This is a genomic window from Delftia sp. WSY_10 (genome assembly GCF_043104705.1).
Taxonomy (GTDB): domain Bacteria; phylum Pseudomonadota; class Gammaproteobacteria; order Burkholderiales; family Burkholderiaceae_C; genus Comamonas; species Comamonas tsuruhatensis.
This window is the reverse complement of record NZ_JBICKY010000012.1, coordinates 380,523-403,714: the sequence shown is the minus strand read 5'-3', so window position 1 is coordinate 403,714 and position 23,192 is coordinate 380,523. Positions and strand designations below refer to the sequence as shown.

The following is a 23,192-nucleotide window of genomic DNA, read 5'->3' as shown; positions in this document are numbered from 1 at the left end:
ATGGCGTCCGACCACGCCCTGCAGGCCGGCCGGCTCTGGGACCTGTGGTGCGCCCTGGCGCTGCGCCATGTCGCCCTGGGCGGTGCCTGCGCCTGCGGGGCGGGCGGCATCAGCCTGCGGCTGGAGGACTTCGAGCTGGACATCGTGGACTACCTGCAGGACGGGGGCGAGCGCTGCGAGCAGCCCGAGGTGGCGGCTTGGTTCCGTGCCCGGCCCGCACCCGGGCAGGGCGCGCAGCCGCTGCGCGGCCTGCTCGATGCGCTGGGCTCGGACGAGGTGCCGCAGGCCGTGGCGCAGTGGGCGCTGGCGCGGCTGGAGCGCACGCTGCGCTCGTTTGCCGAGGTGCATGGCGGGGTACAGGGCGGGGTGGCGTCATGAGCGGGCATTTCTCCAGCCTGCTGGCCCTGCCCGAAGCGGCGGGCCAGCGCATTCCGGTCACCGTGCTCACGGGCTTTCTGGGCAGCGGCAAGACCACGCTGCTCAACCGGCTGCTGGCGCTGCCGGACCTGCACGGGACGGCCGTCATCGTCAACGAGTTCGGTGCGGTCGGCATCGACCAGGACCTGACCAGCCTGGCCTGCGAGGACACGGTGCTGCTGGCCAATGGCTGCCTGTGCTGCAGCGTGCGCGGCGATCTGGTGGAGGCGCTGGAGCGCCTGGCCCTGCGCGAACAGGGCGCGCCGCGCCGCGTGCTGATCGAAACCAGCGGCCTGGCGGACCCGGGGCCGATACTGCGCTCCTTCCTGGGCGAGCCCGCCGTGCGGGCGCGCTATGCGCTGGCCGGCGTGGCCTGCACGGTCGATGCCGTGCTGGGCAGCGCCACGCTGGCAGGCTATCCCGAAGCGGTGCGGCAACTGGCTGTGGCCGACCTGGTGCTGCTGACCAAGACAGACTTGCTGGGCGGCGCACAGCCCGCTGCGCAACTGCTGGCCCAGGTGCAGGCCATCAACGGCGAGGCGCTGCAAGGCATGGACCCCGGCCACCATGTGGCGCTGCTGCAGCGGCTGATGTCGGAAGGCGCGACGGGGCAGGAGGACGCCGCTGCGGGCATGCTCCAGACGCCCGGCTACCGGGCCATGGCTCCGGTGACAGCTCCGGTGACAGCGCCGGCAGGCGCGCACCGCGACGGCATCTCGTCCTTTGTGCTGCAGCGCGACGAGCCCCTGCCCGCGCAGGCGTTCGGCGAATGGATGGACTGGGTCACGGCCATGCGCGGCGATGACCTGCTGCGCGTCAAAGGCATCGTGCACCTGCAGGAGCACCCGGACCAGCCCCTGGTCATCCATGGCGTGCAGCACCTGTTCGGCCCGCCGCAGACGCTGCCCCGCTGGCCGGGTGCCGACCGGCGCACGCGCATCGTCTTCATCACGCGGGGGCTGGATGCTCAGGCCCTGGACGACACGCTGAGCGTGCTGGTGCGCAGGCACAGGCGGCGCGCGCCGAATCAGGACCCGGGCTGAGCCACGCAACGGCCGGCCCATTTTCAAAAGAAACAGGAGACAAAGCATGAAAACTCTGACACGGCTGAAGGGGCCGGTGCTGGGCGCCTTACTGGGTGCGCTGGCTGCCTTGCCCATCGCCAGCATGGCCTCGTCCAGTGCGCCCGCCGCCTTTCCCGAGCCGGGCAAGATGGTCAAGGTCATCGTCCCCTTCGTGGCGGGCGGCGGCGTGGACAGCGCGGCGCGCCTGTTCGCCGAGCAGTTGCGCAAGCAGCTGGGCACGACGGTCATCGTCGAGAACCGCGTGGGCGGCAGCGGTGTGGTGGGCGGCCGTGCGGTGCTGGCGGCTGCCCCCGATGGCTACACCCTGCTGTTCTCGGCCGCCACGCATGTGCTGGCCAAGCAGGTATTGGCCCATCCGCCCTATGACCCGCAGACCGACTTTGTCCCCGTGGCGCGCGTGGGCGAGGCGCCGTTGATGCTGGTGATCTCGCCACAGCTGCCCCACAGCAAGCTGGGCGAGGTGCTGGCCGCAGGCGCCAAGAGCACGTGGACGGCGGCCATTCCCGCCGTGGGCGCACCCAGCCACCTGGCCACGCTGCTGCTGGCCCAGCAGGGCCGCATGCGCCTCGAGTACGTGCCCTACAAGGGCACGCAGCCCGCGCTGGTGGATGTGGGCGGCGGCCATGTGGACCTGCTGCTCGACTCCATGGTCTCCGTGCTGCCGTTGGCCAAGGCCGGCAAGGTGCGGCCGATTGCCATCACCTCCGGCAAGCGCAGCCCGCTGGCGCCCGAGGTGCCCACCATGCAGGAAAGTGGCCTGCCGCGGTTTGCCTACACGTCCTGGTACGGACTGTGGGCGCCCAAGGACACGCCTGCCGACCGGGTGCAGCGGCTGAACCAGGCCTCCAACGCGGCGGTGGCCGAGCTGGCCAGGTCCGGCGCCTTCGCGAGCCTGGGCATCGACACGGTTTCGGAGAGCACCGAGCAGTTCAAGCGCTTCATCGCCGCCGATGTGGCGCAGAGCGCCGCGCTGCTCAAGGGCGCGGGCTTCAAGCCCGAGTAGCCGGGCAGACCCCGGCACACGCCCGAGAAAAACAAAGAGCAAAGAGCAAAGCAAAGCAAAAAACCACAAGGAGACAACATGCAGGTATTCATACGCCATGCCCTGGCCGCCTCGCTGGGGCTGGCCGCCGCGCATGCGGGCGCGCAGTCCTCGGTATCGATCTCGGGCACCGTCGATGTGAGCGTCAGGCAGGTGCGCAACCAGGGCCTGGGAACGGTCACCTCGCAGGCCAGCGGCGCCAACTCCACCAGCAAGCTGGTATTGCGGGGGCAGGAGGACCTGGGCGACGGCCTGAGCGCGGGCTTCTACCTGGACGGCAGCCTGCTGGCCGACACCGGCGCCATGGGTGCCAGCGGCCCGTTCTGGGACCGGCGCTCCACGGTCAGCCTGGCCTCGCGGCAATGGGGCGAGCTGCGGCTGGGGCGTGACTGGGTGCCCACGCACCTGGTGTGGAGCGGCTTCGATCCGTTTGCCACGCTGGGCATCGGCAGCGCCAATGGCTTTCGCTCGTTCACGGCTTCCCGCGCGCTGGGACAGGCCTTCGGCACGGCGCCGGAGTCGCAGGCTGCCAATCCCACGCTGCGCGTGAGCAATGCGGTGGAGTATTTCCTGCCGGCCGGCCTGGGCGGGCTGCAGGGCGTGTCCGGCAGCCTGATCGCCACCTTGGGCGAGAAGGGCGCCACGGCGGCAGGCCAGACGCGCGGCAACGGCTTTCGGCTGGGCTGGGCAGGCGCGGGCTGGAACGTGGCGGGCGCGCAGTTCACCACGCGCAACACCCTGAGCGGCATCCATTTCAAGGACCAGAGCTACGGTGTCTCCTACGACTTCGGCTGGCTCAAGGCCAGCCTGGCCCAGCGCCGCTGGGTGCATGGCGTGGACCGCACGGTCAACACCCTGGTGGGCATGAGCGTTCCCGTGGGCAGCGGGGTGGTCAAGCTCAGCTACGTCAAGGCCGACCAGACGGGCGCGACGGCGGCGCAAAGCGCCAGCGATGCCGACCTGTGGGCGCTGGGCTATGTGCACTCGCTGTCGCGGCGCACGGCGCTGTACGCGCATGCGGCCCGCATGTCCAACCGCAATGGGGCGGCCTTCGCCATTGCCGGGGGTGCGGCAGTCAGCGGCAATCCGGCCGCGGCCAATTACTTTGGCGGGCGCGCCTCCACGGCCTTCGAGCTGGGCATCCGGCACGACTTCTGACGGGGGGCGTGGGAAGCGTGCGCGCTGGTTCGTGGTCATTGCTGCACCCCATGCAGCAGTGAACTGCACGCCGGCCTATTGCTGCCTTCAATCGCTTCTTCTACGCTGCACCCATTTCACGGAGCAGCGAGATGAATCCATTGATCAAGGTCCGCATGGACGCCGCAGGCACCCCCGACGCCATGCGCCTGGAGCCGGTCGAGGTGCAGGCGCCCGGCCCCGGCCAGGTCTGGCTGGAGCAGACGGCCATCGGCGTGAACCCGCTGGACGTGAGCCAGCGCAAGGGCGCTGTCGCCATCGCCTTTCCCTCGGGCCTGGGGCTGGAGGGCGCGGGGCGGGTGGCCGCCGTGGGCGAGGGCGTGACGAATGTGGCCGTGGGCGAGCGCGTGGGCTACGCCACGGGGCCGCTGGGCGCCTATGCCAGCGCCCGCCTGTATCCGGCCGAGCGCCTGGTGAAGCTGCCCGATGCGCTGCCTGACGACGCGGCGGCGGCCGTGCTGTTCAAGGGCATCACGGCGCAGTACCTGCTCAAGACCACCCATGCCGTGGGCCCCGGCAGCCGCATCGTGATCTATGGCGCCGCCGGTGCGCTGGGCCAATTGATGTGCGCCTGGGCCAGGCACCTGGGCGCCCTGGTGATCGGCGTGGTGTCCAAGGCAGCCAGCGTGGAGCGCGCGCGGGCGGCCGGCTGCGACGAGGTCTTCGTGTTCGACGCGGCCACGCTGCCGGGCCAGGTGCTGCAGGCCACCGGGGGCCTGAAGGCCGACGTGGTCTACGACCCCATCGGCCGCACGACGCTGGGCGCCTCGCTGGACTGCCTGCGCCCGCGCGGCCTGCTGGTGTCCTTCGGCGCGACCTCCGGCCTGCCCGATCCCATCTCGGTGGCCACGCTCAATGCCAAGGGCTCGCTGTTCCTCACGCGCCCCTCGCTGGCCGCGCACACGGCCACGGCGGCCGAGTACCAGGAGCGCGCACGGGACGTGCTGGCCGCCGTGGCGGCCGGCATCATCGTGCCCGGCGTCTGGCGCCGGTATGCGCTGGCGGAGGTGGCGCAGGCGCATGGCGATCTGGAGCAGGGACGCTCCCAAGGTGCGATCATCCTGACCCCATGAACCTTCTGGACAGCCAGCACGCCGATGAACTGGCGGCCCTGGTGGCGCTGCATGAACAAGGCTCCTTCGCTGCGGCGGGGCGGGCCTTGCTGCGCCATCCGTCCGTGCTGTCCAAACGCCTGAACGCGCTGGAGACCCGTCTGGGCGTGCGGCTGGTGGAGCGCAGCACACGCCATCTGCACCTGACCGACGAGGGCCTGCGCCTGGTGGACAAGGTGCGCCAGGCGGCCGGCCTGATTGCCGATGCCCAGAAGGAGGCCGCCCAGGGCGCCTCGCAGGCGCGGGGCCGGCTGCGGCTGTCGCTGCCGGCAGCGATGGGGAGGCGCTGGCTCAGCCCGCTGCTGGCCGAGTTTGCGCTGGCCCATCCGCAGATCGTGCTGGAGGTGGAGTATGCGGACCGCTTCGTGGACATCGTGGGCGAGCGCTTCGACGCGGCGGTGCGCATAGGCCGGCTGGCGGACAGCCGTCTCGTGGCGCTGCGGCTGGGCGGGCACCAGCGCATTCTGGGCGCCGCGCCCGCCTATCTGCAGGCCCACGGCACGCCGGTGCACCCCGAGGACCTGGCGGCGCACCGCTGCCTGGGCTTCACGGGACTGCAGTCGTTTCCGCAATGGGAGCTGGTGCACGGTGGCGCATCGGGCGATGTGCCTCAGGGCCAGGCCCGGCACACGGTGCTGGTGCGCGGCCCCATGGTCAGCAATGACAGCGAGGCCCTGCTCACGGCCGCCGTCATGGGGGTGGGCATTCTGGCCGGCGGCGACTGGCTGATGAGCGAGCACATGGCCGCAGGCCGGCTGGTGCGGGTGCTGCCGCAATGGCGCCTGGATGGCGCCTCGGGCATCTACTTCGTGCGGCCCTCGGCGGCGTTCAGCAGCGCGGCCATGACGGCGCTGCGCGACTGCCTGGTGCGGTGGTTTGCCACGCGCAGCCCCTGGCGCACGGGGCATGACACACTGGCGCCGCCCCCGCCCTTTTCCGCATCCGCTCCATGACCCAAAGACCCTCGCCGCCCGCCATGGCGGCCGCCTTGCTTCCCTGGCTGTTCGTGCTGCTGTGGAGCACGGGCTTCATCGGCGCCAAGTTCGGCCTGCCCTATGTGGAGCCGCTGACCTTTCTGACGCTGCGCTATGCCATCGTCCTGGTGCTGATGGCGGCGGTGGTCCTGGTGCTGCGCGCGCCCTGGCCACGGTCGGCACGCCAGTGGCTGCACATTGGCGTGTCAGGGCTGTTCGTGCATGGCGTGTACCTGGCCGGCGTGTTCACGGCCATCGCCCATGGCCTGCCTTCGGGCGTGACGGCCCTGGTGGTGGGGCTGCAGCCGCTGATCACTGCGCTGGTGGCCGGCACCTTGCTGGGCGAGTCCGTGCGTCCCCGGCAGTGGGCCGGGCTGGCGCTGGGCTTCACGGGCGTGGCCCTGGTGGTGGCGGGCAAGATCGCCTCGGTGCCGGTCCATGCCCTGCTGGCCATGCTGGTACCGGCCGTGGTGGCGCTGGCCGGCATCACGGCCGGCACGCTGTACCAGAAGCGGTTCTGTCCATCGTTTGATCTGCGCACGGGCTCGGTCATCCAGTACCTGCCCTGCCTGGTGGCGACGGGGGCGCTGGCCCTGGCCACCGAAACCATGCAGGTGCGCTGGAGCGGCGAATTCCTGTTCGCGCTGGGCTGGCTGGTGCTGGTGCTGTCCGTGGGCGCGGTCAGCCTGCTCAACCTGCTGATACGCCGCGGCGGCGCCGTGCACGTGGCCAGCCTGTTCTACCTGACGCCGCCGGCCACGGCCCTGATCGCCTGGGCCATGTTCGGCGAGACGCTGGGCGGCCTGGCGCTGGCGGGCATGGCCTTGACGGCAGCCGGCGTGTGGCTGGCGCGCCAGGGGCGCTAGCTTGTCCCGCAAGCCGCGGGCAGGGCATGCGCAAAGGCGGGATACTGCGGCACTGTCAGCCCACGAATACCGGATTTCCGCAACATGCCCATCAATGAACTGCGCGCCATCGCCACCTTTGCCAAGGCGGTCGAGCTGGGCAGCCTGCGCCAGGCGGCGCTGTCCCAGGGCGTGAGCCCCCAGGCCGCCAGCCAGGCGGTGGCCCATCTGGAGCAGCACCTGGGCGTGCGCCTGCTGCACCGGACCACGCGCAGCCTGGCGCTGACCGAGGAGGGCCAGCGTTTCCTGCAGGACACCCAGCCGGCGCTGGCCGCGCTGGACCGCGCACTGAACCTGGCACGCGACAGCCGCGAGGGCATTGCGGGGCCGTTGCGCATCGTGGGCCCCAAGTCCTGCTTTGCGCCCGTGCTGATGCCGCTGCTCGATGAGTTCTGCCGCCTGCACCCGGGCATCGTCCCCGATGTGCGGCTGGACGACGGCATAGGCAACTGGGTGCTGGACCGGGTCGATGCGGGGTTTCGCATCGGCGCCTCGCCCGATGAAAGCGTGATCGGGCGGCGGCTGTTTCCCGTGCAGCTCATCGTCTGCGCGGCGCCGCAGTACCTGCAGCGCCATGGCGTGCCCCGGTCGCTGGACGAGCTGGCCGCGCACCGCTGCAGCATGTTCCGCCATGCGGCCACGGACACGGTGATGCCCTGGTACCTGCCGGTCGATGGCGAGCTCACGCACCGCTACCTGCAGCCGGCCCTGTCCACCAACGATGCCGAGCTGGAGCTGCATGCCGTGCTGGCCGGCCAGGTGCTGGGCCAGCTGTCCAACATCTGCGCGGCCGCGCACATCCGCGCGGGGCGCCTGGTGCCCGTGCTGCTGGAGCATGTCAGCGAGCACATCGGCCTGCATGTCTACTACGGCAGCCGCGACGCGCTGCCCCGGCGCGTGCGTGCCTTCATCGACCTGGCCGTGCAGCGGCTGCAGGACTGCCCGGACTATCTGCTGACCATGGAAGAACTGGAAAGGGCGGCGGCCGCAGGTGCCGCCGCCCTTTCCGGGGGCTGACCGGGATCAGGTCCGGTCGTTCAGGCCAGATCGATCACGCCAGCGCGATCACGCCAGATCGATCACGCCAGGTCGAACGGCAGCTTGCGCACGGGCTTGTCCGTGAGCTGCGCCACGGCGTTGGCGAAGGCCGGGGCCAGCGGCGGCAGGCCGGGCTCGCCCATGCCCGTCGGCGGCTCGGCGCTGGGCACGACGTGGACGGCGATCTCGGGCATGTCGGTGATGCGCGGCACGGCGAAGTCGCCGAAGTTGCTCTGCTCCACCACGCCGTCCTTGAGCGTGATCGCCGCGCCGGGCAGGCACATGGACAGGCCCATCAGCGCCGCGCCCTGCACCTGCGCCTCGATGGTGCGCGGGTTCACGGCCAGGTTGCAGTGCACGCCGGCCGTGGCCTTGTGCAGCACCGGGCGGCCGTCCTTGACCGAGGCCTCCACCACATAGGCCACCACCGTGTCGAAGGACTCGTGCACGGCCACGCCCCAGGCCCGGCCCGCGCGCAGTTGGCGCTTGCCGTAGCCGCTCTTGTCCACGGCCAGCTGCAGGGCCAGGCGATGGCGCGGGTGCTTGTCGCCGAACATCTGCATGCGGTAGGCCACGGGGTCCTGGCGGCTGCTGCGCGCGATCTCGTCGATCAGCGTTTCCATGACGAAGGCCGTGTGGGTCGATCCCACGCTGCGCCACCACAGCACGGGCACGTTGACCTTGGGGTGGTGCACGGTCAGGCGCATGGGCAGCGGATAGGGCTCGCGCATGCCTTCCACGGCCGTGGCGTCGATGCCGTTCTTGATCATGCCGCCCTCGAACATGGTGCCCGCCGTGATGGACTGGCCCACGATGGCGTGGTCCCAGGCCAGCACCTTGCCGCGTTCGTCGAAGCCGATCCTGGCGCGGTGCAGGTGCATGGGGCGGTAGTAGCCGCCCTTGATGTCGTCCTCGCGGCTCCAGACCATGCGCACGGGGGCGCTCAGGCCGGCGCGGCGCGCGGCCAGCGCCACCTGGCAGGCCTCGACCACATAGTCGCTGGTGCCCACGCCCCGGCGGCCAAAGCCGCCGCCGGCCATCTGCACATGCACGCGCACCTGCTCGGGCTTGAGGCCCAGCACGCGCGCGGCGGCCATGCCGTCCACGCCCGCGAACTGCGTGCCCAGGTAGAGGTCGGCTCCGGCCTCGCCGGTCTCGCCCATCTGCACCGTGCAGTTGAGCGGCTCCATGGGCGCATGGGCCAGGTAGGGGAAGCTGAACTCGGCCTCGATATGGCGCGGCGCCTTGTCCAGCGCCGAGATATCGGCGTCGAAGTGGCGCGCGCCGGGCTGCGCGGCCAGTTCGCGGTACTGGGCCAGCTGGCGTTCGCTGTCCACCTTCTCCACGGCGTCGGTGTTCCATTGCGCCTTCAGCGCCTCGCGGCCCTTGCGCGCAGGCCAGTAGCCGGTGGCGATCACGGCCACGCCTTCGCCGCCGCCGTCCACGGGCACGCGCAGCACGGCCTTGACGCCGGGCACGGCACGCGCCGCAGCGTCGTCCAGCGAGGCCAGTTGTGCCTTGAACACGGGCGGATGTGCAATCACCGCCGTCAGCTGGCCCGGCAGGTGCATGTCGATGCCGAAGCTCTGCTGGCCGCTGCTCTTGGCCCGGGCGTCGATGCGGCCCGTGGGCTTGCCGATCAGCCGGAAGTCCTTGGGATTCTTCAGCACGACGGTGGCCGGCACGGGCTGGGCCATGGCGGCCTGGGCCAGCTCGCCATACGACAGCTTCTTGCCATTGGGGCCGAGCACGAAGCCCTCGCGCGTGCGCAGTGTGGCGGCGTCCACCTTCCACTGCGCGGCGGCGGCCGCCACCAGCATGGCGCGCGCACGGGCGCCCAGCTCGCGGTACTGGGTGTAGCTGTGCTTGAGGGCGGTGGAGCCGCCCGTCATCTGGATGCCGTAGCGCGGGTCGGCATAGGCCGCATCGTTGCCGCCCAGGCGGGCGCGGACCTTGCTCCAGTCGGCGTCCAGCTCCTCGGCCAGCACCAGGGGCAGGGCGGTGTGCACGCCCTGGCCGAACTCCAGGCGGTTGATGGCCACGGTGACTTCGCCGCTGGGCGAGATCTCCACGAAGGAGGCGGGCTGCTCGGTGGGCTTGAGGCCGGCGGCCTCGCCCTTGCCCGGCGCCTGCGCCATGGCGGGAAACACGCCCAGGGCCAGCGAACCGGCCCCGGCGATCTTGAGGAAGCTGCGGCGGGGGATCTGTGCAAGGGTGGGCGCGTCGGCGATGGCGGCAGCGGCCTCGTCACGGTCCAGGATGTGCTGCAGGGCGCGCGGCAGTTCGGCGGGGTTGAAGGTGGTCAGCATGCGGCGTTCTCCGTTCAGCCCAGGGTGCGCGCGGCATCGGCCACGGCCGCGCGGATGCGTGCATAGGTTCCACAGCGGCAGATGTTGCCGGCCATGGCCGCGTCTATCTCCTCGCCGCTGGGCTTCTTGCCCTTGGGCAGCGACTTGAGGAAGGCCGTGGCGCTCATGATCTGCCCGCTCTGGCAGTAGCCGCACTGGGCCACGTCGTGGCGCACCCAGGCATCGCGCACGGCGGTGCCCACGCGGTCGGAGCCCGAGGTCATGGCCTCGATGGTGGTGATCTTCTGGCCCGCGGCCGCCGAGATCGGCGTCACGCAGGAACGTATGGCCTGGCCATTCATGTGCACCGTGCAGGCGCCGCACAGCGCCGCGCCGCAGCCGAACTTGGTGCCGGTCATCTCCAGCGTGTCGCGCAGGGCCCACAGAATGGGCGTCTCGGGGTCCAGGTCCATGGAAACGGTCTTGCCGTTGATGGTGAGATCGGTCATCGCAGTCTCTCCTTGTTGTGGGTCAGTCAGGCAGGGGTGGGGTCCCCGCAGTAGTGTCGTGCGCAGCTGCGGCCCATGGAAGCCGGGCGCCGTCGAGGCGCGAATATAGAAAGAGGCCTTGCTTGCAACTAGTCCTGATTTGATTGATGCATTGGCAAGTGCAAGTTGCGAATGGGGCGGAGCGGTTGAGTTTCTGGAGTGTTTGGTACTGACGTTGTATATACTTTGTTGGTATCTTCACAGGAGTGGATCATGCCCAAGGAAGCCGTTTTCACCATGAAACTGGAAGCCGAGCTGCGCGAAGACTTCATGGCCGAAGCCGCAGGCGAGGACCGGCCCGCATCTCAGGTCATGCGGGAGTTGATGCGCGGCTACATTGAGCAGCGCCGCAAGGCCCGCGAATATGACGGCTATCTTCAGCGCAAGGTCGAGGAGGGACGTGCCTCCATGCGCGCTGGACTTGGCCGCTCGAATGAGGAAGTCGAGGCCGAGTTCGCTGCCCGGCGCCGTCAGGTTGCGGCAGACCGTGCGTGAAAGTCATCTGGACGCCGCAGGCGCAGCAGGATCGCGCCGATATCTGGGACTACATCGCAGCTGACAATCCTCGCGCAGCCTTGCGCATGGACCTGCTTTTCAGCGACGCAGCGGCTCGGTTGGCCGCGTATCCCAAGATGGGCAAAACGGGCAGGATTGCCGGCACGCGCGAGCTGATTCCCCATGGAAGCTACCGCCTTGTCTATGAGATCAATGGCACGACGGTCTGGGTGCTGTCCCTGGTGCACACCGCGCGCCAGTGGCCGCCAGCGCGGTGACGATAACTGCATGCCAGGCCGGGATGGCCCTGATCAATGCACAACTCAATGCACAAACCCACCCTTGATGAACCGCACGGGCTCGGCGTCCATGCGTGCAATCAGCGCGCCCAGGCCGTCGGCCACGGCGCCAGCGCCAGCGCCAGCGCCGGAGGTGGTCTTGGCCGCCGTGTCCGTGCGGCAGACCAGGTCGTCCTCCGACCAGCCCTGGGCGCCCGGACGCGATAGCGCGCGCAGCCAGCCGCTGCGGTCGCCCAGCCACTGCATGCCCTGCAGCTGCTCCGAGCCGCTGAGCAGGGCCATGGCCTGCCAGGCGCGCGGGTCGTTGACGGTGCAGTCCAGGGCGCTGGCGGCGCGGTTGCCGCCATCGGGTGAAAGCTGCAGGCTGACCAGGCGCGGGTCTTCCTGCACCGGGCCGCTGCCTGCCACCACCCTCAGCCGCTGCTGGCGGCTTTGCCAGGTGCTCAGGCGGCGTGCGGGCTGGCCTGCGCACTGCACGGCCATGTCGGGAAGTCCCACGGGATAGGGCCAACTGCCGGCGATCTGCAGCATCTGGCCTGCGGCGCGGGCCTTCATGAAGTCGATCAGGGCCCAGGCGTCGTCGCTGGACAGCCGGTCGGCTTGGCCGTGTGCCCGTGCGCCGTCGCCAGACTCCACCGGGCGGCGGTCATGAAGAATGGCCCAGAGCAATTCCCCATCGGCGCGGCGCCACAGCAACGGGCTGGTGAAGTTGGGGGGCCAGACCGGCTGGCTGGCGGCCAGCGGGCCGTGGCCCCGGCCATCGGCACCGTGGCAGGCCGTGCAGTGCTGGGCATAGACGGCGCCGCCGCGCGCAATGCTCTCCACGCTGAAGCCCGTGGGCGAGGCATGGAAGCTGGTGGCATGCGCGGGCACCAGGATCAAGTCGGCACGCGGCCAGGGGGCCAGCAGCAGGGCGAGCGCGGCCAGCGCGGTCAGCACCAGGGCCGGCAGGCGGATGCGGCGCAGCACCAGGGCCAGCGCCAGGGCCAGCACCAGCAAAACGATGGCGGTGGCCACGGCCGCCAGCGACCACAGCAGGCCCCGGGCCTGGCCCAGGTCGATCACCAGGTTTTCGCCGGACAGGCGCAGGGCCCAGGGCCAGGCGGGCTGCCCATCCACCGTGCCGGCCAGGCCCAGGCCGTGCAGCAGCTGCAGCAGGCCGACCTGGGCCTGCTGCATGGCGCCGATCAAGGGGTTGAGCCAGTCGGGGGAGTCGCTGCGTTGCATCGGAGGCGGGCGCTACCAGGTCTGGTCCAGGCCCAGGTGGCGCAGCTCGGACAGGCGGGCGTGGCCGCGCTGGCGCGGGTAGGGCAGGTCCACATCGATCTCGGCCACGATGCGGGCGGGCCGCTGGCTGAAGACCAACACGCGGTGGGCCAGGAAGAGGGCCTCTTCCACATCGTGGGTGACCAGCAGCACGGAAAAGCCTGCGCGCTGCCAGATCTTGAGGATCTCGCTTTGCATGGCCAGCCGTGTCAGCGAGTCGAGCTTGCCCAGCGGCTCGTCCAGGATCAGCAGGCGCGGGTCGTTGACCAGGGCGCGCGCCAGGGCCGCGCGCTGGGCCATGCCGCCCGACAGCTGGTGGGGATGGCTATCCGCGAAATCCTCCAGTCCCACCAGGCGCAGGGCCTCGTCGATGCGGTGTGCCTGGCTGTCCAGCAGTCCGCGTGCCTGCAGGCCCAGGGCCACGTTGCCGCGCACCGTGCGCCAGGGAAACAGCGTGGGGTCCTGGAAGACGACGATGCGCGAGGGATCGGGCTCGGTGATGGCCGTGCCGTCCTGCGCCACGGCGCCGGCCGTGGGCGCGTCCAGCCCGGCCACCAGGCGCAGCAGCGTGGACTTGCCGCAGCCGCTGGGACCCAGCAGGGCGACGAACTCGCCGGGCCGCACCTGCAGGCTGACCTCGTCGAGCACCTGCAGCGCGCCCTGCCCCTGGCCGAACCAGTGGCTGACGGCCTGCACATCGATGGCCGCCCCGGCTAGGGCCGCCCCGGCGATGGCGGGCGTGGCTGCGGCGTTGGCGGCGTGTTCTGCGGCAATCACCATTTGACGGTTCCCTTCTGCCACGACAGCGTGCGGTCGCGCACGGTGAACAGCAGCGTGATCAGGCCTGAGCACAGCACGGCCATGACCAGCAGCGCCGTGTACATGTTGGCGTAGGCTGCCCAGCCCTGGGCCCACTGCAGATACCAGCCCAGGCCGGCCTTCACGCCCATCATCTCGGCCGTGATCAGCACCGAGAACGAGGCGCCCAGCCCCATGAACAGGCCCACGAAGACCTGGGGCAGGGCGGCCGGGATGGCCACGCGCAGCACCAGGAACCAGGGCGATGCGCCCAGCGTGCGCGCCACGTCGTAGTAGCTCTTGCTGACCGATGCCACGCCCGACCAGGTCAGCACGGCCACCGGAAAGAACGTGGCCAGCGCCACCAGGAACACGGCTGCCGAGTAGCTCGACGGCGCGAAGAAAAAGGCCAGCGGCAGCAGGGCCGAGGCCGGCACCGGCCCCAGGAAGCGCAGCAGCGGATGCACCCAGTAGCCTGCGATGCGCGACCAGCCTATCCACACGCCCGTGAGAAAGCCGATCACCGCGCCGAACACGATGCCGTTGAGCAGCAGCCGCAGCGAATACAGCGTGGACAGGCCCAGGCGCTGCCAGTCCTCATGGACCACGTCGATCAGGCTTTGCGGTGGCGCGAAGAACGGCGGCGGCAGCGCGCCGAGCTTGGCCGTCAGCGTCTCCCACAGCGCCAGCAGCAGCGGCGCGGCCACCAGCCAGGCACCGGCCGGGCGCAGCCAGCGGTCGATGCGCCGTGCTGCCCGTACGGGTCGCACAGGCAGCACGGCCGATGCCAGCAGCAAAAGGGCCACGGCCAGGGCGGCAATGCCGAATTCCTGCGTGAATGCCCATTCGCTGAAGCCGATCTCCTTGTTGGGCCACAGCAGGGTCAGCATGCCCAGGCCGGCCCAGGCGGCGGCGGCCAGCAGGCCGGTGCGCCAGGGGCCGGGCTTGCGCGTGCCCTGCGCCTGTTCCCGTTCCAGGCCGGGTGCGGCATCCGTGGCGCCCAGGCGCCAGCGTGGTCTTGCGGTGCTCATGCGAGGACGTCCAGCGTGATGTGGCTGGCAAAGCGGCCAGGGTCGGTCTGCTTCTTGAGCACGCCGGCCGTGCGGAAGTCGGTCGCAAAGGCCTGGACCTCGTCGCGCAGCGGCTTGCCGTGCGGATGGTGCTTGAAGGTCAGCTCAGCCAGCAGGCGTTGCAGGTCCTCGACGGGCACCTTGGGCGAGTACTTGGCAAAGATCTTCGCCGTTTCGTTGGGGTTCTCGGCGATGTAGTCCGAGGCCTGGGTCAGCGCGCGCACCACGCTGGCCGCTGCGGGCTTGTTGGCCCGGGCGAACTTTGCGCCTGCGCCGATCACGCAGCAAATGCTTTCGGCGTACTCGTTCTTGGCGCTGTTGCCCAGTTCGAGGAAGGTGCCGGGGTTGCGTTTCTCGATCAGGTAGAGATTGGGGTCGCCGTCGGCAATGGCCTGGATCTCGCCCTTCTTGGCGGCCACATCCAGCAGGTCGGCCGGGTAGACGCGCCATTCGATGTCCTTGTCCACATCCAGGCCGCGCTTGGCCAGGTGGATGGAATAGAACTGCTTGGCCGGGCTGTTGAGATCGGCCACGCCGATGGTCTTGCCCTTGAGCGTGCTGGGGTCCAGCGTGACGCCGGCCGACTTCAGTCCCACCAGGCGCAGGCAGCCGCCGTGCACGCTGCCGATGAGCTTGACATCCAGCCCCGCCTCCAGCGGCTTGATCCAGCGGTGGATCAGGCCCGCGCCTGCATCGGCCTTGCCCGTGGCCAGCGCCTCCAGCAACTGGTCGGCCGAACCGCCCCAGTTCAGCAGCTCCACGTCCAGGCCGTTGCGCTCGAAGAAGCCGCGCTCCAGCGCCACGGGAATGGGCGAATGGCAGAAGCTGGCCTGGCTCCAGGCAAAGGTGATCTTCTGGCGCGGCTGCGCCCCGGCGCGGCCGCTGAACCAGGCGGCCGAGCCCAGCGCGCCGGCTGCGGCGCCGGCGCGGATCAGGGTGCGGCGCGAGAGCGAGGGCTCGGATGCCTCGGGAGCATCGAGCGCCCCGAATGCACCGCAATCTGCGCCATGGGCGCAGCGGCTGTCCTGGGTCCTGTCGATCTCGGTCTGGGTCTTGCGGGTCATGGAACTCCCTCCAAAGCAGTTTCGGGACTGCCGATGCTGTCCGCTGAGTGCCGTGTTTCCAACGACGCAAAACGCGCATCCATATGTGCGTGGCAACTAGGAAGGGCGCGGCCCGGCGACATGCGCAAACCGAATAAGCGAACGCGTTTTTCTTCGTAGTGCGCAGGGTGCGGGCTTCGAATAATGGGCTGCATCGACCACTCATACGGAGTCCATGCATGACCTCAGCGACCGGCACCGAGTCCGCCCCGCACGACGCAGCCAGCGATGCGCTGTGGCAGCAGGACACCCAGGCCTTGCACGCCGGCTACCGGGGGCGCGAGCAGCAGCGCAGCGCGGCCGTGCCCATCTACCAGAGCACCTCCTTCGTGTTCGACAGCGCCCAGCACGGCGCCAACCTGTTCGGCCTGGTGGAGGAGGGCGATGTGTACTCGCGCACGGCCAACCCCACGCTGGCGGTGCTGGAGCAGCGCATTGCGGCTCTCGAAGGCGGCGTGGCCGCGCTGGCCCTGGCCTCGGGCATGGCCGCCATCGATGTGGCGCTGGCCACGCTGGCCAGTGCGGGCGACCATGTGGTCGTGGCCTCGCAGCTGTATGGCGGCACGCACAACTTCATCGCCCATGTGCTGGCCTCGCGCGGCGTGCAGAGCACGGCCGTGGCCAAGGATGATTTCCAGGCGTTGCGCCGGGCGATAGGGCCGCGCACCAAGGCCGTGTTCGTGGAGTCCGTGGGCAATCCATCGGGCGGCATTGCCGACCTGCGCCAGCTGGCCGACATCAGCCATGCGGCGGGCGTGGCGCTGGTGGTGGACAACACCGTGGCTTCGCCGCTGCTGCTGCGGCCCTTCGACTGGGGCGCCGACATCGTCGTGCATTCGGCCACCAAGGCCATCGGCGGACACGGCAATGTGCTGGGCGGGCTGATCGTGGACAGCGGCCGCTTCGATTGGGTGGCGCACGCGGGGCGCTACCCGCAGTTCAGCGCGCCCGAGCCGGCCTACCAGGGCTTTGTCTTCACCGAGAAATTTCCCGACCGCGCCTTCATCGCGCGGGCCCGTGCCGTGCTGCTGCGCAACTGCGGCGCGGCGCTGGCGCCGCACAGCGCCTTCCTGCTGCTGCAAGGCCTGGAGACGCTGGGCCTGCGCCGGGAGCGCGCCAGCCGCAACACGCTGGCCGTGATCGATTTCCTGCAACGCCATCCGCTGGTGGAGCGCATACACCACGCCAGCCAGAGCGGCCACGCCGACCACGCGCTGGCCCTGCGCCAGCTGCGCGGCGGGCATGTGCCGGCGCTGCTGGGCTTCGAGCTGCGCGGCGGCCGCCCGGCGGCGCGCGCCTTCTATGACGCGCTGCGCCTGTTCCTGCGCCTGGTCAACATCGGCGACAGCAAGTCGCTGGCCGCCATTCCTGCCGAGACCACGCACAGCCTGCTCAGCGACGAGGAGCTGGCGCGCGTGGGCATTGCGCCGGGGCTGGTGCGCCTGTCCATCGGCATAGAGCACCCGCAGGACCTGCTGGCCGACCTGGCGCAGGCGCTGGAGCAGGCGCAGGGCCATGCGGTGTTGGCTGCCGAACGCGGACAAGACCGCGAACAAGACCACGAGCAAGACCGCGATCAGCGTCTGGCGGCCTGAGCGCCCCTTCCTTCCCACTTCCCTGGCAGCACAGCATGAGCACCTTGACAGCATCCACCCTCGAAGCGCCCGCCGCCACAGCGGCAACCCCGGCCCTGCCCGTCATCGATCTGCAGGCCCTGCGCGACCCGGCCACGCAGGCCCAGGCGCTGCGCCAGCTGGCGCGCACGGCGCGCGACACCGGCTTCTTCTACCTGGAAGGGCACGGCATAGGCCGAGAAGCATGGCAGGGCATACAGCGGCGCGCGCGCGAATTCTTTGCGCAGCCGCTGGCCGACAAGCAGGCGCTGGCCATTGCCAACACGCGGCACTTCCGGGGCTATACGGCCGTGGGCATGGAGATCACGCGCCAGCGGCCTGACCAGCGCGAGCAGATCGACCTGGGCGAGGAGTCGCCCGAGATTCCCGCAGGCCCCGGCGTGCCGGACTGGAAGGGGCTGCAAGGCCCCAACCAGTGGCCGCAGGCCCTGCCCGGGTTCCGCGAGGAGGTGCTGGCCTGGCAGGCGGCAGCGCATGGCGTGGCGCTGGAGCTGCTGCGCCACTTCGTGGCCGCGCTGCAGCTGCCCGAGGGCGCGTTGGACGCCCTGGTCAGCGGCCTGCCTGCGCACCGCATCAAGATCATCCACTACCCGGGCAGCGAGCTGGGCGCAGCAGGCCAGGGCGTGGGCGCACACAAGGACGGCGGCCTGCTGACCCTGCTGCTGCAGGACGAGGTGGGCGGGCTGCAGGTGGAGACGCCGGCCGGCTGGGTCAATGTGCCGCCGCGCGACGGGGCCTTCGTCATCAACATCGGCGAGATGCTGGAGCTGGCCACCAACGGCTATCTGCGCGCCAACGTGCATCGCGTGCTGGTGCCGCGCGCGGGCGTGCAGCGCTACTCCATCGCCTACTTCCTGGCGCCGCGCCTGGACCTGGGCCAGGTGCCGCTGCTGACCCTGCCGCCCGAGCTGGCCGTGCTGGCCACGGGGCCGCAGAGCGACCCGGACAACCCGCTGTTCAGCCATGTGGGCGAGAACGCGCTCAAGGGCCGCGTGCGCTCCCACCTGGATGTGGCCCAGCGCTTCTATCCCGAGCATTTCGCCCGCCTGCAGGCCCAGGCCCGCGCGGCCGGCCGTGAGTTGCACCCCGGTGCCTATTGATCGATTCCTATTGATCGGTGCCTGTTGATTCTTGAAAGGACTGTGCGATGGACAAGCGAGTATTTCTGCGGGGACTGGCGGCGGGGGCCTCGGTGGCGGCGATGTCAGGCGCCATCCGGGCCGCGCAGGCCGGCCCGCTGCGCGTGGGCGTGCGCGGCGGCGTGGACGAGGAAATCTGGGAAGTGGTGACCCGCGTGGCACGCGAGCAGGGTCTGCAGGTCAAGCCCGTGGTCATCAGCGGCGCGGCCAGCCCCAACGAGGCGCTGAACAACGGCGACATCGAGGCCAACTCCTTCCAGCATGTGCCGTTCCTGCGCGACCAGAACCAGCAGCGCGGCTACCGGCTGGTGGCGGCGGGCGACACCTACATCTCGCCCATCGCCTTCTATTCGAAAAAGCACAAACGCCTGGCCGACCTGCCCGCTGGCGCGCGCCTGGGCATTCCCAACGATCCCAGCAACCAGACGCGCGCGCTGGTGGTGCTGCAGGACCAGGGCATCCTGAAGCTGCGCGAGGGCTTCGACCCCTTCAAGGGCACGGCGGGCCTGGCCGACATCGCCAGCTACCAGAAGAAGGTGCAGCTGGTGGAGGCCGCTTCGGTGGTGCTGGCGCGCTCGCTGGACGATCTCGATGCCTCGGCCATCGTCAACAGCTTTGCCTACCAGGCCGGGCTCATCGCCACGCGCGACGGCATTGCCGTCGAAAGGCGCGAGCGCAATCCCTACGTGAACATCATTGCCGTGCACGAGCGCGACCGCGCTGCACCCTGGGTCGCGGCCCTGCTGCGCGCTTACCAGTCCGAGCCCGTGCGCCAGTTCATCGTGAGCAGGTACCAGGGCTCGGTGCTGCCGGCCTTCTGAGGCGTGTAAGGCAATGAAGGTGGAACAGGCGGCGGCCGGCGAGCCCCATGCAAGCGATGCGCTGCAGCGGCCGCACATCGTCTTCGAGGGCGTGCGCAAGCACTACCCGGGCACGGGAAGGAGCGCGGGCGAGCCCGTGCACGCACTGCAGGCGCTGAGCTTCGAGGTGGCGCGTGCCGAGGTGTTCGGCATCATCGGCCGCAGCGGTGCCGGCAAATCCACGCTGCTGCGCACCATCAATGCGCTGGAGCGGCCCAGCAGCGGCCGCGTGCTGGTGGATGGCACCGATGTCGCCACGCTGGACGAGGACGCGCTGGTGGCGCTGCGCCGGCGCATCGGCATGATCTTCCAGCACTTCAACCTCCTGTCCTCGCGCACGGTGTACGAGAACGTGGCCCTGCCGCTGCAGGCCGCAGGCTGGCGGCCCGCGCTCGTGCGCGCGCGGGTGGACGAGCTGCTGGCCCTGGTGGGGCTGGCGGACAAGAGCGGCGCCTATCCGGCCCAGCTCTCGGGCGGGCAAAAGCAGCGCGTGGGCATTGCGCGCGCGCTGGTGCACGAGCCCGAAATCCTGCTGTGCGACGAGGCCACCTCTGCCCTGGACCCCGAGACCACGCAGTCCATCCTGGAGCTGCTGCGCGAGATCAACCGCAAGCTGCGGCTGACCATCGTGCTCATCACGCACGACATGGCCGTGATCCGCGAGGTCTGCGACCGCGTGCTGGTGCTGGATCAGGGCCGGCTGCAGGAGATCGGCGAGGTCTGGCAGCTGTTTGCGGCACCGCGCTCGGAGGCAGCGCGTGCGCTGTTGCGGCCGCTGCGGCAGGCCTTGGCGGCCGACCTGGAACTGGTGGCGGCGGCCGATGGCCCGGAGGCCGTCGCCGTGCTGGCCATCGGATGGGCCGACGGCGGCAGCCAGCAGGGCCTGCCGCTGGCGCAGCTCCAGGCGCTGGGCCCGCGTGCCCGCTTGCTGCAGGGCGGGCTGGACTGCATGCGCGGGCGTTCGCAGGGCCGCCTGCTGGTGGGCGTGCCGGTGCAGGATCTGCCGTCGGCACTCTCCCCGCTCTCGCCGGCCGCGCTGTCTTCCCTTCAACAGGCGCTGGGCGCCGATTCACTGCAACTGCTTGGCCATGTCCCTGCCCCCGCTCGATAAATACCTGCAGGCCTTTCTGGAAACCCTGCTGATGGCGGGCGCGTCCTCGCTGATCGCCATCGTTGCCGGGCTGGCGCTGGCCATCGTGCTGCACACCACGGCGCCGGGCGGGCTCTATGCCAGGCCGCGGCTGTACCGGGGCCTGTCGGCGGCGGTGAACATCGGCCGGGCCATTCCCTTCATCATCCTGCTGGTGGCCTTGCTGCCGGTAACGCGCGCCATCGTGGGTACCACGCTGGGCACCTGGGCGGCGGTGGTGCCGCTGTCGGCCAACCTGATTCCGTTCTTTGCGCGCATCGCCCAGGTGAGCCTGGGCGAAGTGGACGGCGGCCTGGTGGAGGCGGCGCGTGCCATGGGCCTGCGCCGCCCGCAGATCGTGCGCCAGGTGCTGCTGCCCGAGGCGCTGCCGGGCCTGATCGGCGGCATGACCGTGAGCGTGATCGCCATGGTCAATGCCTCGGCCATGGCGGGCGCCGTGGGGGCGGGCGGCCTGGGCGACCTGGCCATCCGCTACGGCTACGAGCGCTATGAGACGCGCGTGATGTTCGAGGTCATCGTCATCCTGGTGGCCCTGGTGTCGGTGCTGCAGTTCGGCGGCGAATGGCTGGCGCGCCGTGCCGACCACCGGCGTTCGATCTCTTGAGATGATTTGGAAATAACAGACTGAATTTTTATTATTTTTGGTTTTTTCGACTTGTCTCGACAATGGCCTGCAGCAGCATTCGGGCTGCTGATTCTTTTCCGAGACGCTTCGATGACCCACACCACACGCCCCGCCTGGCCTTCCCCTCTTGCCGGCCGCACTGCCATGAAGCCGGGCGTGGCCATCGTCTGTGGCGTCCACCATGTCCAGCTGTCCTTCCCGGCGCGCGCCCAGGCGGCCATGGAGCGCTTTTATGGCGAAGTGCTGGGCCTGTCTGCCCTGACCGTTGCCGGGCGTCCGGGCCTGAGCTTTCTGGCCGGCGGGCAGCGCATTGATCTGGTGCCCTACAAGGGGCAGTCCGGCGGCACCGAGCGCGCGGCGGGCAATCTGGTGCACCTGGCGCTGACGGTCAGCGACGTGGATGCGCTGCGCCAGCAGTTGCTGGTGCACGGCGGCCTGGCGCTGGAGGTGGCGCCCGTGAGCGAGGGCCGGCGCTGCTATGCGCGCGACCCCGCAGGCAATCTGATCGAGCTGCTGGAGCTGCCCCGCGAGGCAGCGGCCGATGCCCCGGATGAGCCGGCCGTGGCCTGTTCGGCCTGAAAGCCTCTCGCCGTCCCCCTCTCTCTTTCCTTTCTGCTTTTGCCTTCCACAGGCCCGGGCCGCACCGGCCCCGGGCGGAGCCTTGCCCATGAACTTCCAGCAACTGCGCTATGTGCGCGAAACCGTGCGCCGCGGCTACAGCCTGACCGAGGTGGCCCACACGCTGCACACCTCCCAGCCCGGCGTGAGCCGTCAGATCCGCGAGCTGGAGGAAGAGCTGGGCGTGGAGATCTTCATCCGCGCAGGCAAGCGGCTGACCGGGCTGACGCCGCCCGGCGAGGCGCTGCTGCCCATCGTCGAGCGCCTGATGCTGGAGGCCGACAACCTGCGCCGCGTGGGCGCCGACTTCAGCGCCAGCGAGCAGGGCCGGCTGTCGATTGCCGCCACCCACTCCCAGGCCCGCTATGCGCTGCCCCATGTGGTGCGCGACTTCCGCCAGCGCTATCCGCAGGTGCGCCTGCACCTGCACCAGGGCTCGCCCGAACAGGTGGCGCAGATGCTGCGCAGCGGCGAGGCCGACATCGGCGTGGCCACCGAGGCGCTGGCCGGCTATGAAGGCCTGGTCGCGCTGCCCTGCTACCGCTGGACGCACGGCGTGGTCGTGCCGCCCGGCCACCCGCTGCTGCAGTCGCAGCAGGCGCTGACGCTGGAGGCGCTGTCGCGCTTTCCCATCATCACCTACGAGCAGGGCTATACGGGCCGCGCCCACATCGACGAGGCCTTTGCGCGCGAAGGACTGGAGCCCGACGTGGTGCTCACGGCCATGGACGCCGACGTGATCAAGACCTATGTGGAGCTGGACATGGGCGTGGGCATCGTCGCCTCGGTGGCGCTGGATGCCGAGCGCGACCAGGGGCTGCGCACGCTGGACGCCGGCCACCTGTTCGAGGTCAACACCACGCGGCTGGGCCTGCGCAAGGGCGCCTGGCTGCGCGGCTATGCCTATGCCTTCATCGAGACCTTCGTGCCCACGCTGACGCGCGAGGTGGTCGAGCAGGCCGTGCGCCAGGGCGTGGAGCCCGAGTAGGCAGACAAAGGGAGCCGGCCTCAGCCCGGCTCGCGCGCCATCTCCAGCAGGGTGTCGCCGGTCACGCGATAGCGGATCCACTCGGTCTGGGGCAGGGCGCCCAGGCGGTCGTAGAACTCGATGGAGGGCAGGTTCCAGTCGAGCACGCTCCACTCGAAGCGGCCGCAGTCCTTCTCGACGGCGATCTGCGCCAGGCGGCGCAGCAGCGCCGTGCCAGCGCCCAGGCCGCGCGCCTCGGGCGTGACGTAGAGGTCTTCGAGGTACAGGCCGTGGCGGCCCTGCCAGGTCGAGTAGTTGAAGAAGTAGACCGCAAAGCCCACGGGCTGGTCGCCATGCAGGCAGATCAGGCCGAAGACGGCGGGGTTGTCGCTGAACAGGGTGCGCTTCACATGCTCTGGCGTGGCCAGGACTTCATGCTCGGCTTTTTCATAGACGGCGAGTTCGCGCACGAAGCGGACGATGAGCTCGGCGTCATCGGGGGTGGCGGGTCGGATCTGTAGGGTGGTAGTCATTCAAACGCGGGGGAACACGGGAAGCCCGG

24 protein-coding genes are annotated in these 23,192 nt (G+C 70.1%); 17 read left to right on the top strand and 7 right to left on the bottom strand.

All coding sequences use genetic code 11. The features are described 5' to 3' along the window. The 8 genes from ACF8ML_RS03965 to ACF8ML_RS03930 all read left to right on the top strand — a co-directional run bounded on the left by ACF8ML_RS03965 (position 1) and on the right by ACF8ML_RS03930 (position 7,749). Entirely contained in the window at positions 1 to 378 is a 378-nt protein-coding gene (locus ACF8ML_RS03965; RefSeq protein ID WP_016445485.1) for a hypothetical protein, read from the top strand. After that, entirely contained in the window at positions 375 to 1,460 is a 1,086-nt protein-coding gene (locus ACF8ML_RS03960; RefSeq protein ID WP_392406330.1) for a CobW family GTP-binding protein, read from the top strand. The genes ACF8ML_RS03965 and ACF8ML_RS03960 overlap by 4 nt, the downstream gene beginning before the upstream one ends. Before the next feature lie 46 nt (positions 1,461 to 1,506). Next, positions 1,507 to 2,505, top strand: coding sequence for a tripartite tricarboxylate transporter substrate binding protein (locus ACF8ML_RS03955; RefSeq protein ID WP_012207426.1), 999 nt, complete (start codon positions 1,507 to 1,509; stop codon positions 2,503 to 2,505). A gap of 78 nt (positions 2,506 to 2,583) precedes the next feature. Next, positions 2,584 to 3,702 (top strand): porin, encoded by a 1,119-nt coding sequence (locus tag ACF8ML_RS03950; protein WP_099732822.1) that lies wholly within the window; start codon positions 2,584 to 2,586, stop codon positions 3,700 to 3,702. A 131-nt stretch (positions 3,703 to 3,833) separates the two neighbouring features. Continuing rightward, positions 3,834 to 4,814, top strand: coding sequence for a quinone oxidoreductase (locus ACF8ML_RS03945; protein ID WP_013800704.1), 981 nt, complete (start codon positions 3,834 to 3,836; stop codon positions 4,812 to 4,814). After that, positions 4,811 to 5,806, top strand: coding sequence for a LysR family transcriptional regulator (locus ACF8ML_RS03940; protein WP_209671063.1), 996 nt, complete (start codon positions 4,811 to 4,813; stop codon positions 5,804 to 5,806). The genes ACF8ML_RS03945 and ACF8ML_RS03940 overlap by 4 nt, the downstream gene beginning before the upstream one ends. Further along, positions 5,803 to 6,693: a DMT family transporter gene (locus ACF8ML_RS03935; protein ID WP_061287332.1), complete on the top strand. Its 891-nt coding sequence runs from the start codon at positions 5,803 to 5,805 to the stop codon at positions 6,691 to 6,693. The genes ACF8ML_RS03940 and ACF8ML_RS03935 overlap by 4 nt, the downstream gene beginning before the upstream one ends. 84 nt (positions 6,694 to 6,777) lie before the next feature. Then, positions 6,778 to 7,749 (top strand): LysR family transcriptional regulator, encoded by a 972-nt coding sequence (locus ACF8ML_RS03930; RefSeq protein ID WP_016445491.1) that lies wholly within the window; start codon positions 6,778 to 6,780, stop codon positions 7,747 to 7,749. Between the two features lie 62 nt (positions 7,750 to 7,811). Here the strand turns inward: ACF8ML_RS03930 and ACF8ML_RS03925 are convergent, their stop codons facing one another. Both ACF8ML_RS03925 and ACF8ML_RS03920 read right to left on the bottom strand, forming a co-directional pair. Then, positions 7,812 to 10,079: a molybdopterin cofactor-binding domain-containing protein gene (locus tag ACF8ML_RS03925; RefSeq protein WP_392406327.1), complete on the bottom strand. Its 2,268-nt coding sequence runs from the start codon at positions 10,077 to 10,079 to the stop codon at positions 7,812 to 7,814. Between the two features lie 14 nt (positions 10,080 to 10,093). Beyond that, a complete protein-coding gene (locus ACF8ML_RS03920; RefSeq protein WP_016450919.1) occupies positions 10,094 to 10,567 on the bottom strand; it encodes a (2Fe-2S)-binding protein in 474 nt (157 codons plus the stop codon). Between the two features lie 252 nt (positions 10,568 to 10,819). Between ACF8ML_RS03920 and ACF8ML_RS03915 the strand changes: the two genes are divergently transcribed. Together ACF8ML_RS03915 and ACF8ML_RS03910 are read left to right on the top strand one after the other, a co-directional pair. Continuing rightward, positions 10,820 to 11,101, top strand: a complete 282-nt coding sequence (locus ACF8ML_RS03915) for a hypothetical protein (protein ID WP_016445493.1) — start codon at positions 10,820 to 10,822, stop codon at positions 11,099 to 11,101. Further along, a complete protein-coding gene (locus tag ACF8ML_RS03910) occupies positions 11,098 to 11,379 on the top strand; it encodes a type II toxin-antitoxin system RelE/ParE family toxin (protein WP_133073906.1) in 282 nt (93 codons plus the stop codon). The genes ACF8ML_RS03915 and ACF8ML_RS03910 overlap by 4 nt, the downstream gene beginning before the upstream one ends. A 45-nt stretch (positions 11,380 to 11,424) precedes the next feature. Here the strand turns inward: ACF8ML_RS03910 and ACF8ML_RS03905 are convergent, their stop codons facing one another. The 4 genes from ACF8ML_RS03905 to ACF8ML_RS03890 are packed head-to-tail and all read right to left on the bottom strand — an operon-like array spanning position 11,425 to position 15,598. Beyond that, entirely contained in the window at positions 11,425 to 12,627 is a 1,203-nt protein-coding gene (locus ACF8ML_RS03905) for a c-type cytochrome (protein WP_392406324.1), read from the bottom strand. Positions 12,628 to 12,639: 12 nt separating this feature from the next. Beyond that, complete coding sequence (locus ACF8ML_RS03900; RefSeq protein ID WP_392406323.1) at positions 12,640 to 13,446, bottom strand: ABC transporter ATP-binding protein; 807 nt, start codon at positions 13,444 to 13,446, stop codon at positions 12,640 to 12,642. Beyond that, the gene (locus tag ACF8ML_RS03895) at positions 13,440 to 14,495 is read right to left on the bottom strand and encodes an ABC transporter permease (protein ID WP_244387837.1); all 1,056 of its coding nucleotides are present in this window, start codon (positions 14,493 to 14,495) and stop codon (positions 13,440 to 13,442) included. The genes ACF8ML_RS03900 and ACF8ML_RS03895 overlap by 7 nt, the downstream gene beginning before the upstream one ends. Continuing rightward, on the bottom strand, positions 14,492 to 15,598 hold the full coding sequence (locus tag ACF8ML_RS03890) for an ABC transporter substrate-binding protein (RefSeq protein ID WP_392406321.1): 1,107 nt from the start codon (positions 15,596 to 15,598) through the stop codon (positions 14,492 to 14,494). The genes ACF8ML_RS03895 and ACF8ML_RS03890 overlap by 4 nt, the downstream gene beginning before the upstream one ends. A 218-nt stretch (positions 15,599 to 15,816) precedes the next feature. Here ACF8ML_RS03890 and ACF8ML_RS03885 point away from each other — a divergent pair, with 218 nt between their 5' ends. The 7 genes from ACF8ML_RS03885 (at position 15,817) to ACF8ML_RS03855 (ending at position 22,651) form a co-directional block, all read left to right on the top strand. Beyond that, positions 15,817 to 17,232: an O-acetylhomoserine aminocarboxypropyltransferase/cysteine synthase family protein gene (locus ACF8ML_RS03885; protein ID WP_392406320.1), complete on the top strand. Its 1,416-nt coding sequence runs from the start codon at positions 15,817 to 15,819 to the stop codon at positions 17,230 to 17,232. A gap of 35 nt (positions 17,233 to 17,267) precedes the next feature. Then, positions 17,268 to 18,371 carry an isopenicillin N synthase family dioxygenase gene (locus tag ACF8ML_RS03880; protein ID WP_392406319.1) on the top strand — a complete coding sequence of 368 codons (1,104 nt, stop codon included), beginning with the start codon at positions 17,268 to 17,270 and terminating at the stop codon, positions 18,369 to 18,371. 47 nt (positions 18,372 to 18,418) lie between these two features. Then, a complete protein-coding gene (locus tag ACF8ML_RS03875; protein ID WP_012207412.1) occupies positions 18,419 to 19,231 on the top strand; it encodes a MetQ/NlpA family ABC transporter substrate-binding protein in 813 nt (270 codons plus the stop codon). Positions 19,232 to 19,244: 13 nt separating this feature from the next. Next, complete coding sequence (locus tag ACF8ML_RS03870; RefSeq protein ID WP_392406318.1) at positions 19,245 to 20,381, top strand: methionine ABC transporter ATP-binding protein; 1,137 nt, start codon at positions 19,245 to 19,247, stop codon at positions 20,379 to 20,381. Then, on the top strand, positions 20,359 to 21,024 hold the full coding sequence (locus ACF8ML_RS03865) for a methionine ABC transporter permease (protein WP_013800725.1): 666 nt from the start codon (positions 20,359 to 20,361) through the stop codon (positions 21,022 to 21,024). The genes ACF8ML_RS03870 and ACF8ML_RS03865 overlap by 23 nt, the downstream gene beginning before the upstream one ends. A 111-nt stretch (positions 21,025 to 21,135) precedes the next feature. Beyond that, complete coding sequence (locus ACF8ML_RS03860) at positions 21,136 to 21,624, top strand: VOC family protein (protein WP_012207409.1); 489 nt, start codon at positions 21,136 to 21,138, stop codon at positions 21,622 to 21,624. A gap of 88 nt (positions 21,625 to 21,712) precedes the next feature. Next, the gene (locus ACF8ML_RS03855; protein ID WP_013800726.1) at positions 21,713 to 22,651 is read left to right on the top strand and encodes a CysB family HTH-type transcriptional regulator; all 939 of its coding nucleotides are present in this window, start codon (positions 21,713 to 21,715) and stop codon (positions 22,649 to 22,651) included. 20 nt (positions 22,652 to 22,671) lie between these two features. On the opposite strand, the gene ACF8ML_RS03850 is transcribed toward ACF8ML_RS03855, so the two are convergent. Next, the gene (locus tag ACF8ML_RS03850; RefSeq protein WP_047326490.1) at positions 22,672 to 23,163 is read right to left on the bottom strand and encodes a GNAT family N-acetyltransferase; all 492 of its coding nucleotides are present in this window, start codon (positions 23,161 to 23,163) and stop codon (positions 22,672 to 22,674) included. Positions 23,164 to 23,192 lie beyond the last annotated feature (29 nt).

Excerpts from the sequence above, each read along its gene's own strand:
- ACF8ML_RS03965 (WP_016445485.1), top strand. The coding sequence starts at position 1 with ATGGCGTCCGACCACGCCCTGCAGGCCGGCCGGCTCTGGGACCTGTGG.
- ACF8ML_RS03960 (WP_392406330.1), top strand. The coding sequence starts at position 375 with ATGAGCGGGCATTTCTCCAGCCTGCTGGCCCTGCCCGAAGCGGCGGGC.
- ACF8ML_RS03955 (WP_012207426.1), top strand. The coding sequence starts at position 1,507 with ATGAAAACTCTGACACGGCTGAAGGGGCCGGTGCTGGGCGCCTTACTG.
- ACF8ML_RS03950 (WP_099732822.1), top strand. The coding sequence starts at position 2,584 with ATGCAGGTATTCATACGCCATGCCCTGGCCGCCTCGCTGGGGCTGGCC.
- ACF8ML_RS03945 (WP_013800704.1), top strand. The coding sequence starts at position 3,834 with ATGAATCCATTGATCAAGGTCCGCATGGACGCCGCAGGCACCCCCGAC.
- ACF8ML_RS03940 (WP_209671063.1), top strand. The coding sequence starts at position 4,811 with ATGAACCTTCTGGACAGCCAGCACGCCGATGAACTGGCGGCCCTGGTG.
- ACF8ML_RS03935 (WP_061287332.1), top strand. The coding sequence starts at position 5,803 with ATGACCCAAAGACCCTCGCCGCCCGCCATGGCGGCCGCCTTGCTTCCC.
- ACF8ML_RS03930 (WP_016445491.1), top strand. The coding sequence starts at position 6,778 with ATGCCCATCAATGAACTGCGCGCCATCGCCACCTTTGCCAAGGCGGTC.
- ACF8ML_RS03925 (WP_392406327.1), bottom strand. The coding sequence starts at position 10,079 with ATGCTGACCACCTTCAACCCCGCCGAACTGCCGCGCGCCCTGCAGCAC.
- ACF8ML_RS03920 (WP_016450919.1), bottom strand. The coding sequence starts at position 10,567 with ATGACCGATCTCACCATCAACGGCAAGACCGTTTCCATGGACCTGGAC.
- ACF8ML_RS03915 (WP_016445493.1), top strand. The coding sequence starts at position 10,820 with ATGCCCAAGGAAGCCGTTTTCACCATGAAACTGGAAGCCGAGCTGCGC.
- ACF8ML_RS03905 (WP_392406324.1), bottom strand. The coding sequence starts at position 12,627 with ATGCAACGCAGCGACTCCCCCGACTGGCTCAACCCCTTGATCGGCGCC.
- ACF8ML_RS03900 (WP_392406323.1), bottom strand. The coding sequence starts at position 13,446 with ATGGTGATTGCCGCAGAACACGCCGCCAACGCCGCAGCCACGCCCGCC.
- ACF8ML_RS03895 (WP_244387837.1), bottom strand. The coding sequence starts at position 14,495 with ATGAGCACCGCAAGACCACGCTGGCGCCTGGGCGCCACGGATGCCGCA.
- ACF8ML_RS03890 (WP_392406321.1), bottom strand. The coding sequence starts at position 15,598 with ATGACCCGCAAGACCCAGACCGAGATCGACAGGACCCAGGACAGCCGC.
- ACF8ML_RS03885 (WP_392406320.1), top strand. The coding sequence starts at position 15,817 with ATGACCTCAGCGACCGGCACCGAGTCCGCCCCGCACGACGCAGCCAGC.
- ACF8ML_RS03880 (WP_392406319.1), top strand. The coding sequence starts at position 17,268 with ATGAGCACCTTGACAGCATCCACCCTCGAAGCGCCCGCCGCCACAGCG.
- ACF8ML_RS03875 (WP_012207412.1), top strand. The coding sequence starts at position 18,419 with ATGGACAAGCGAGTATTTCTGCGGGGACTGGCGGCGGGGGCCTCGGTG.
- ACF8ML_RS03870 (WP_392406318.1), top strand. The coding sequence starts at position 19,245 with ATGAAGGTGGAACAGGCGGCGGCCGGCGAGCCCCATGCAAGCGATGCG.
- ACF8ML_RS03865 (WP_013800725.1), top strand. The coding sequence starts at position 20,359 with ATGTCCCTGCCCCCGCTCGATAAATACCTGCAGGCCTTTCTGGAAACC.
- ACF8ML_RS03860 (WP_012207409.1), top strand. The coding sequence starts at position 21,136 with ATGACCCACACCACACGCCCCGCCTGGCCTTCCCCTCTTGCCGGCCGC.
- ACF8ML_RS03855 (WP_013800726.1), top strand. The coding sequence starts at position 21,713 with ATGAACTTCCAGCAACTGCGCTATGTGCGCGAAACCGTGCGCCGCGGC.
- ACF8ML_RS03850 (WP_047326490.1), bottom strand. The coding sequence starts at position 23,163 with ATGACTACCACCCTACAGATCCGACCCGCCACCCCCGATGACGCCGAG.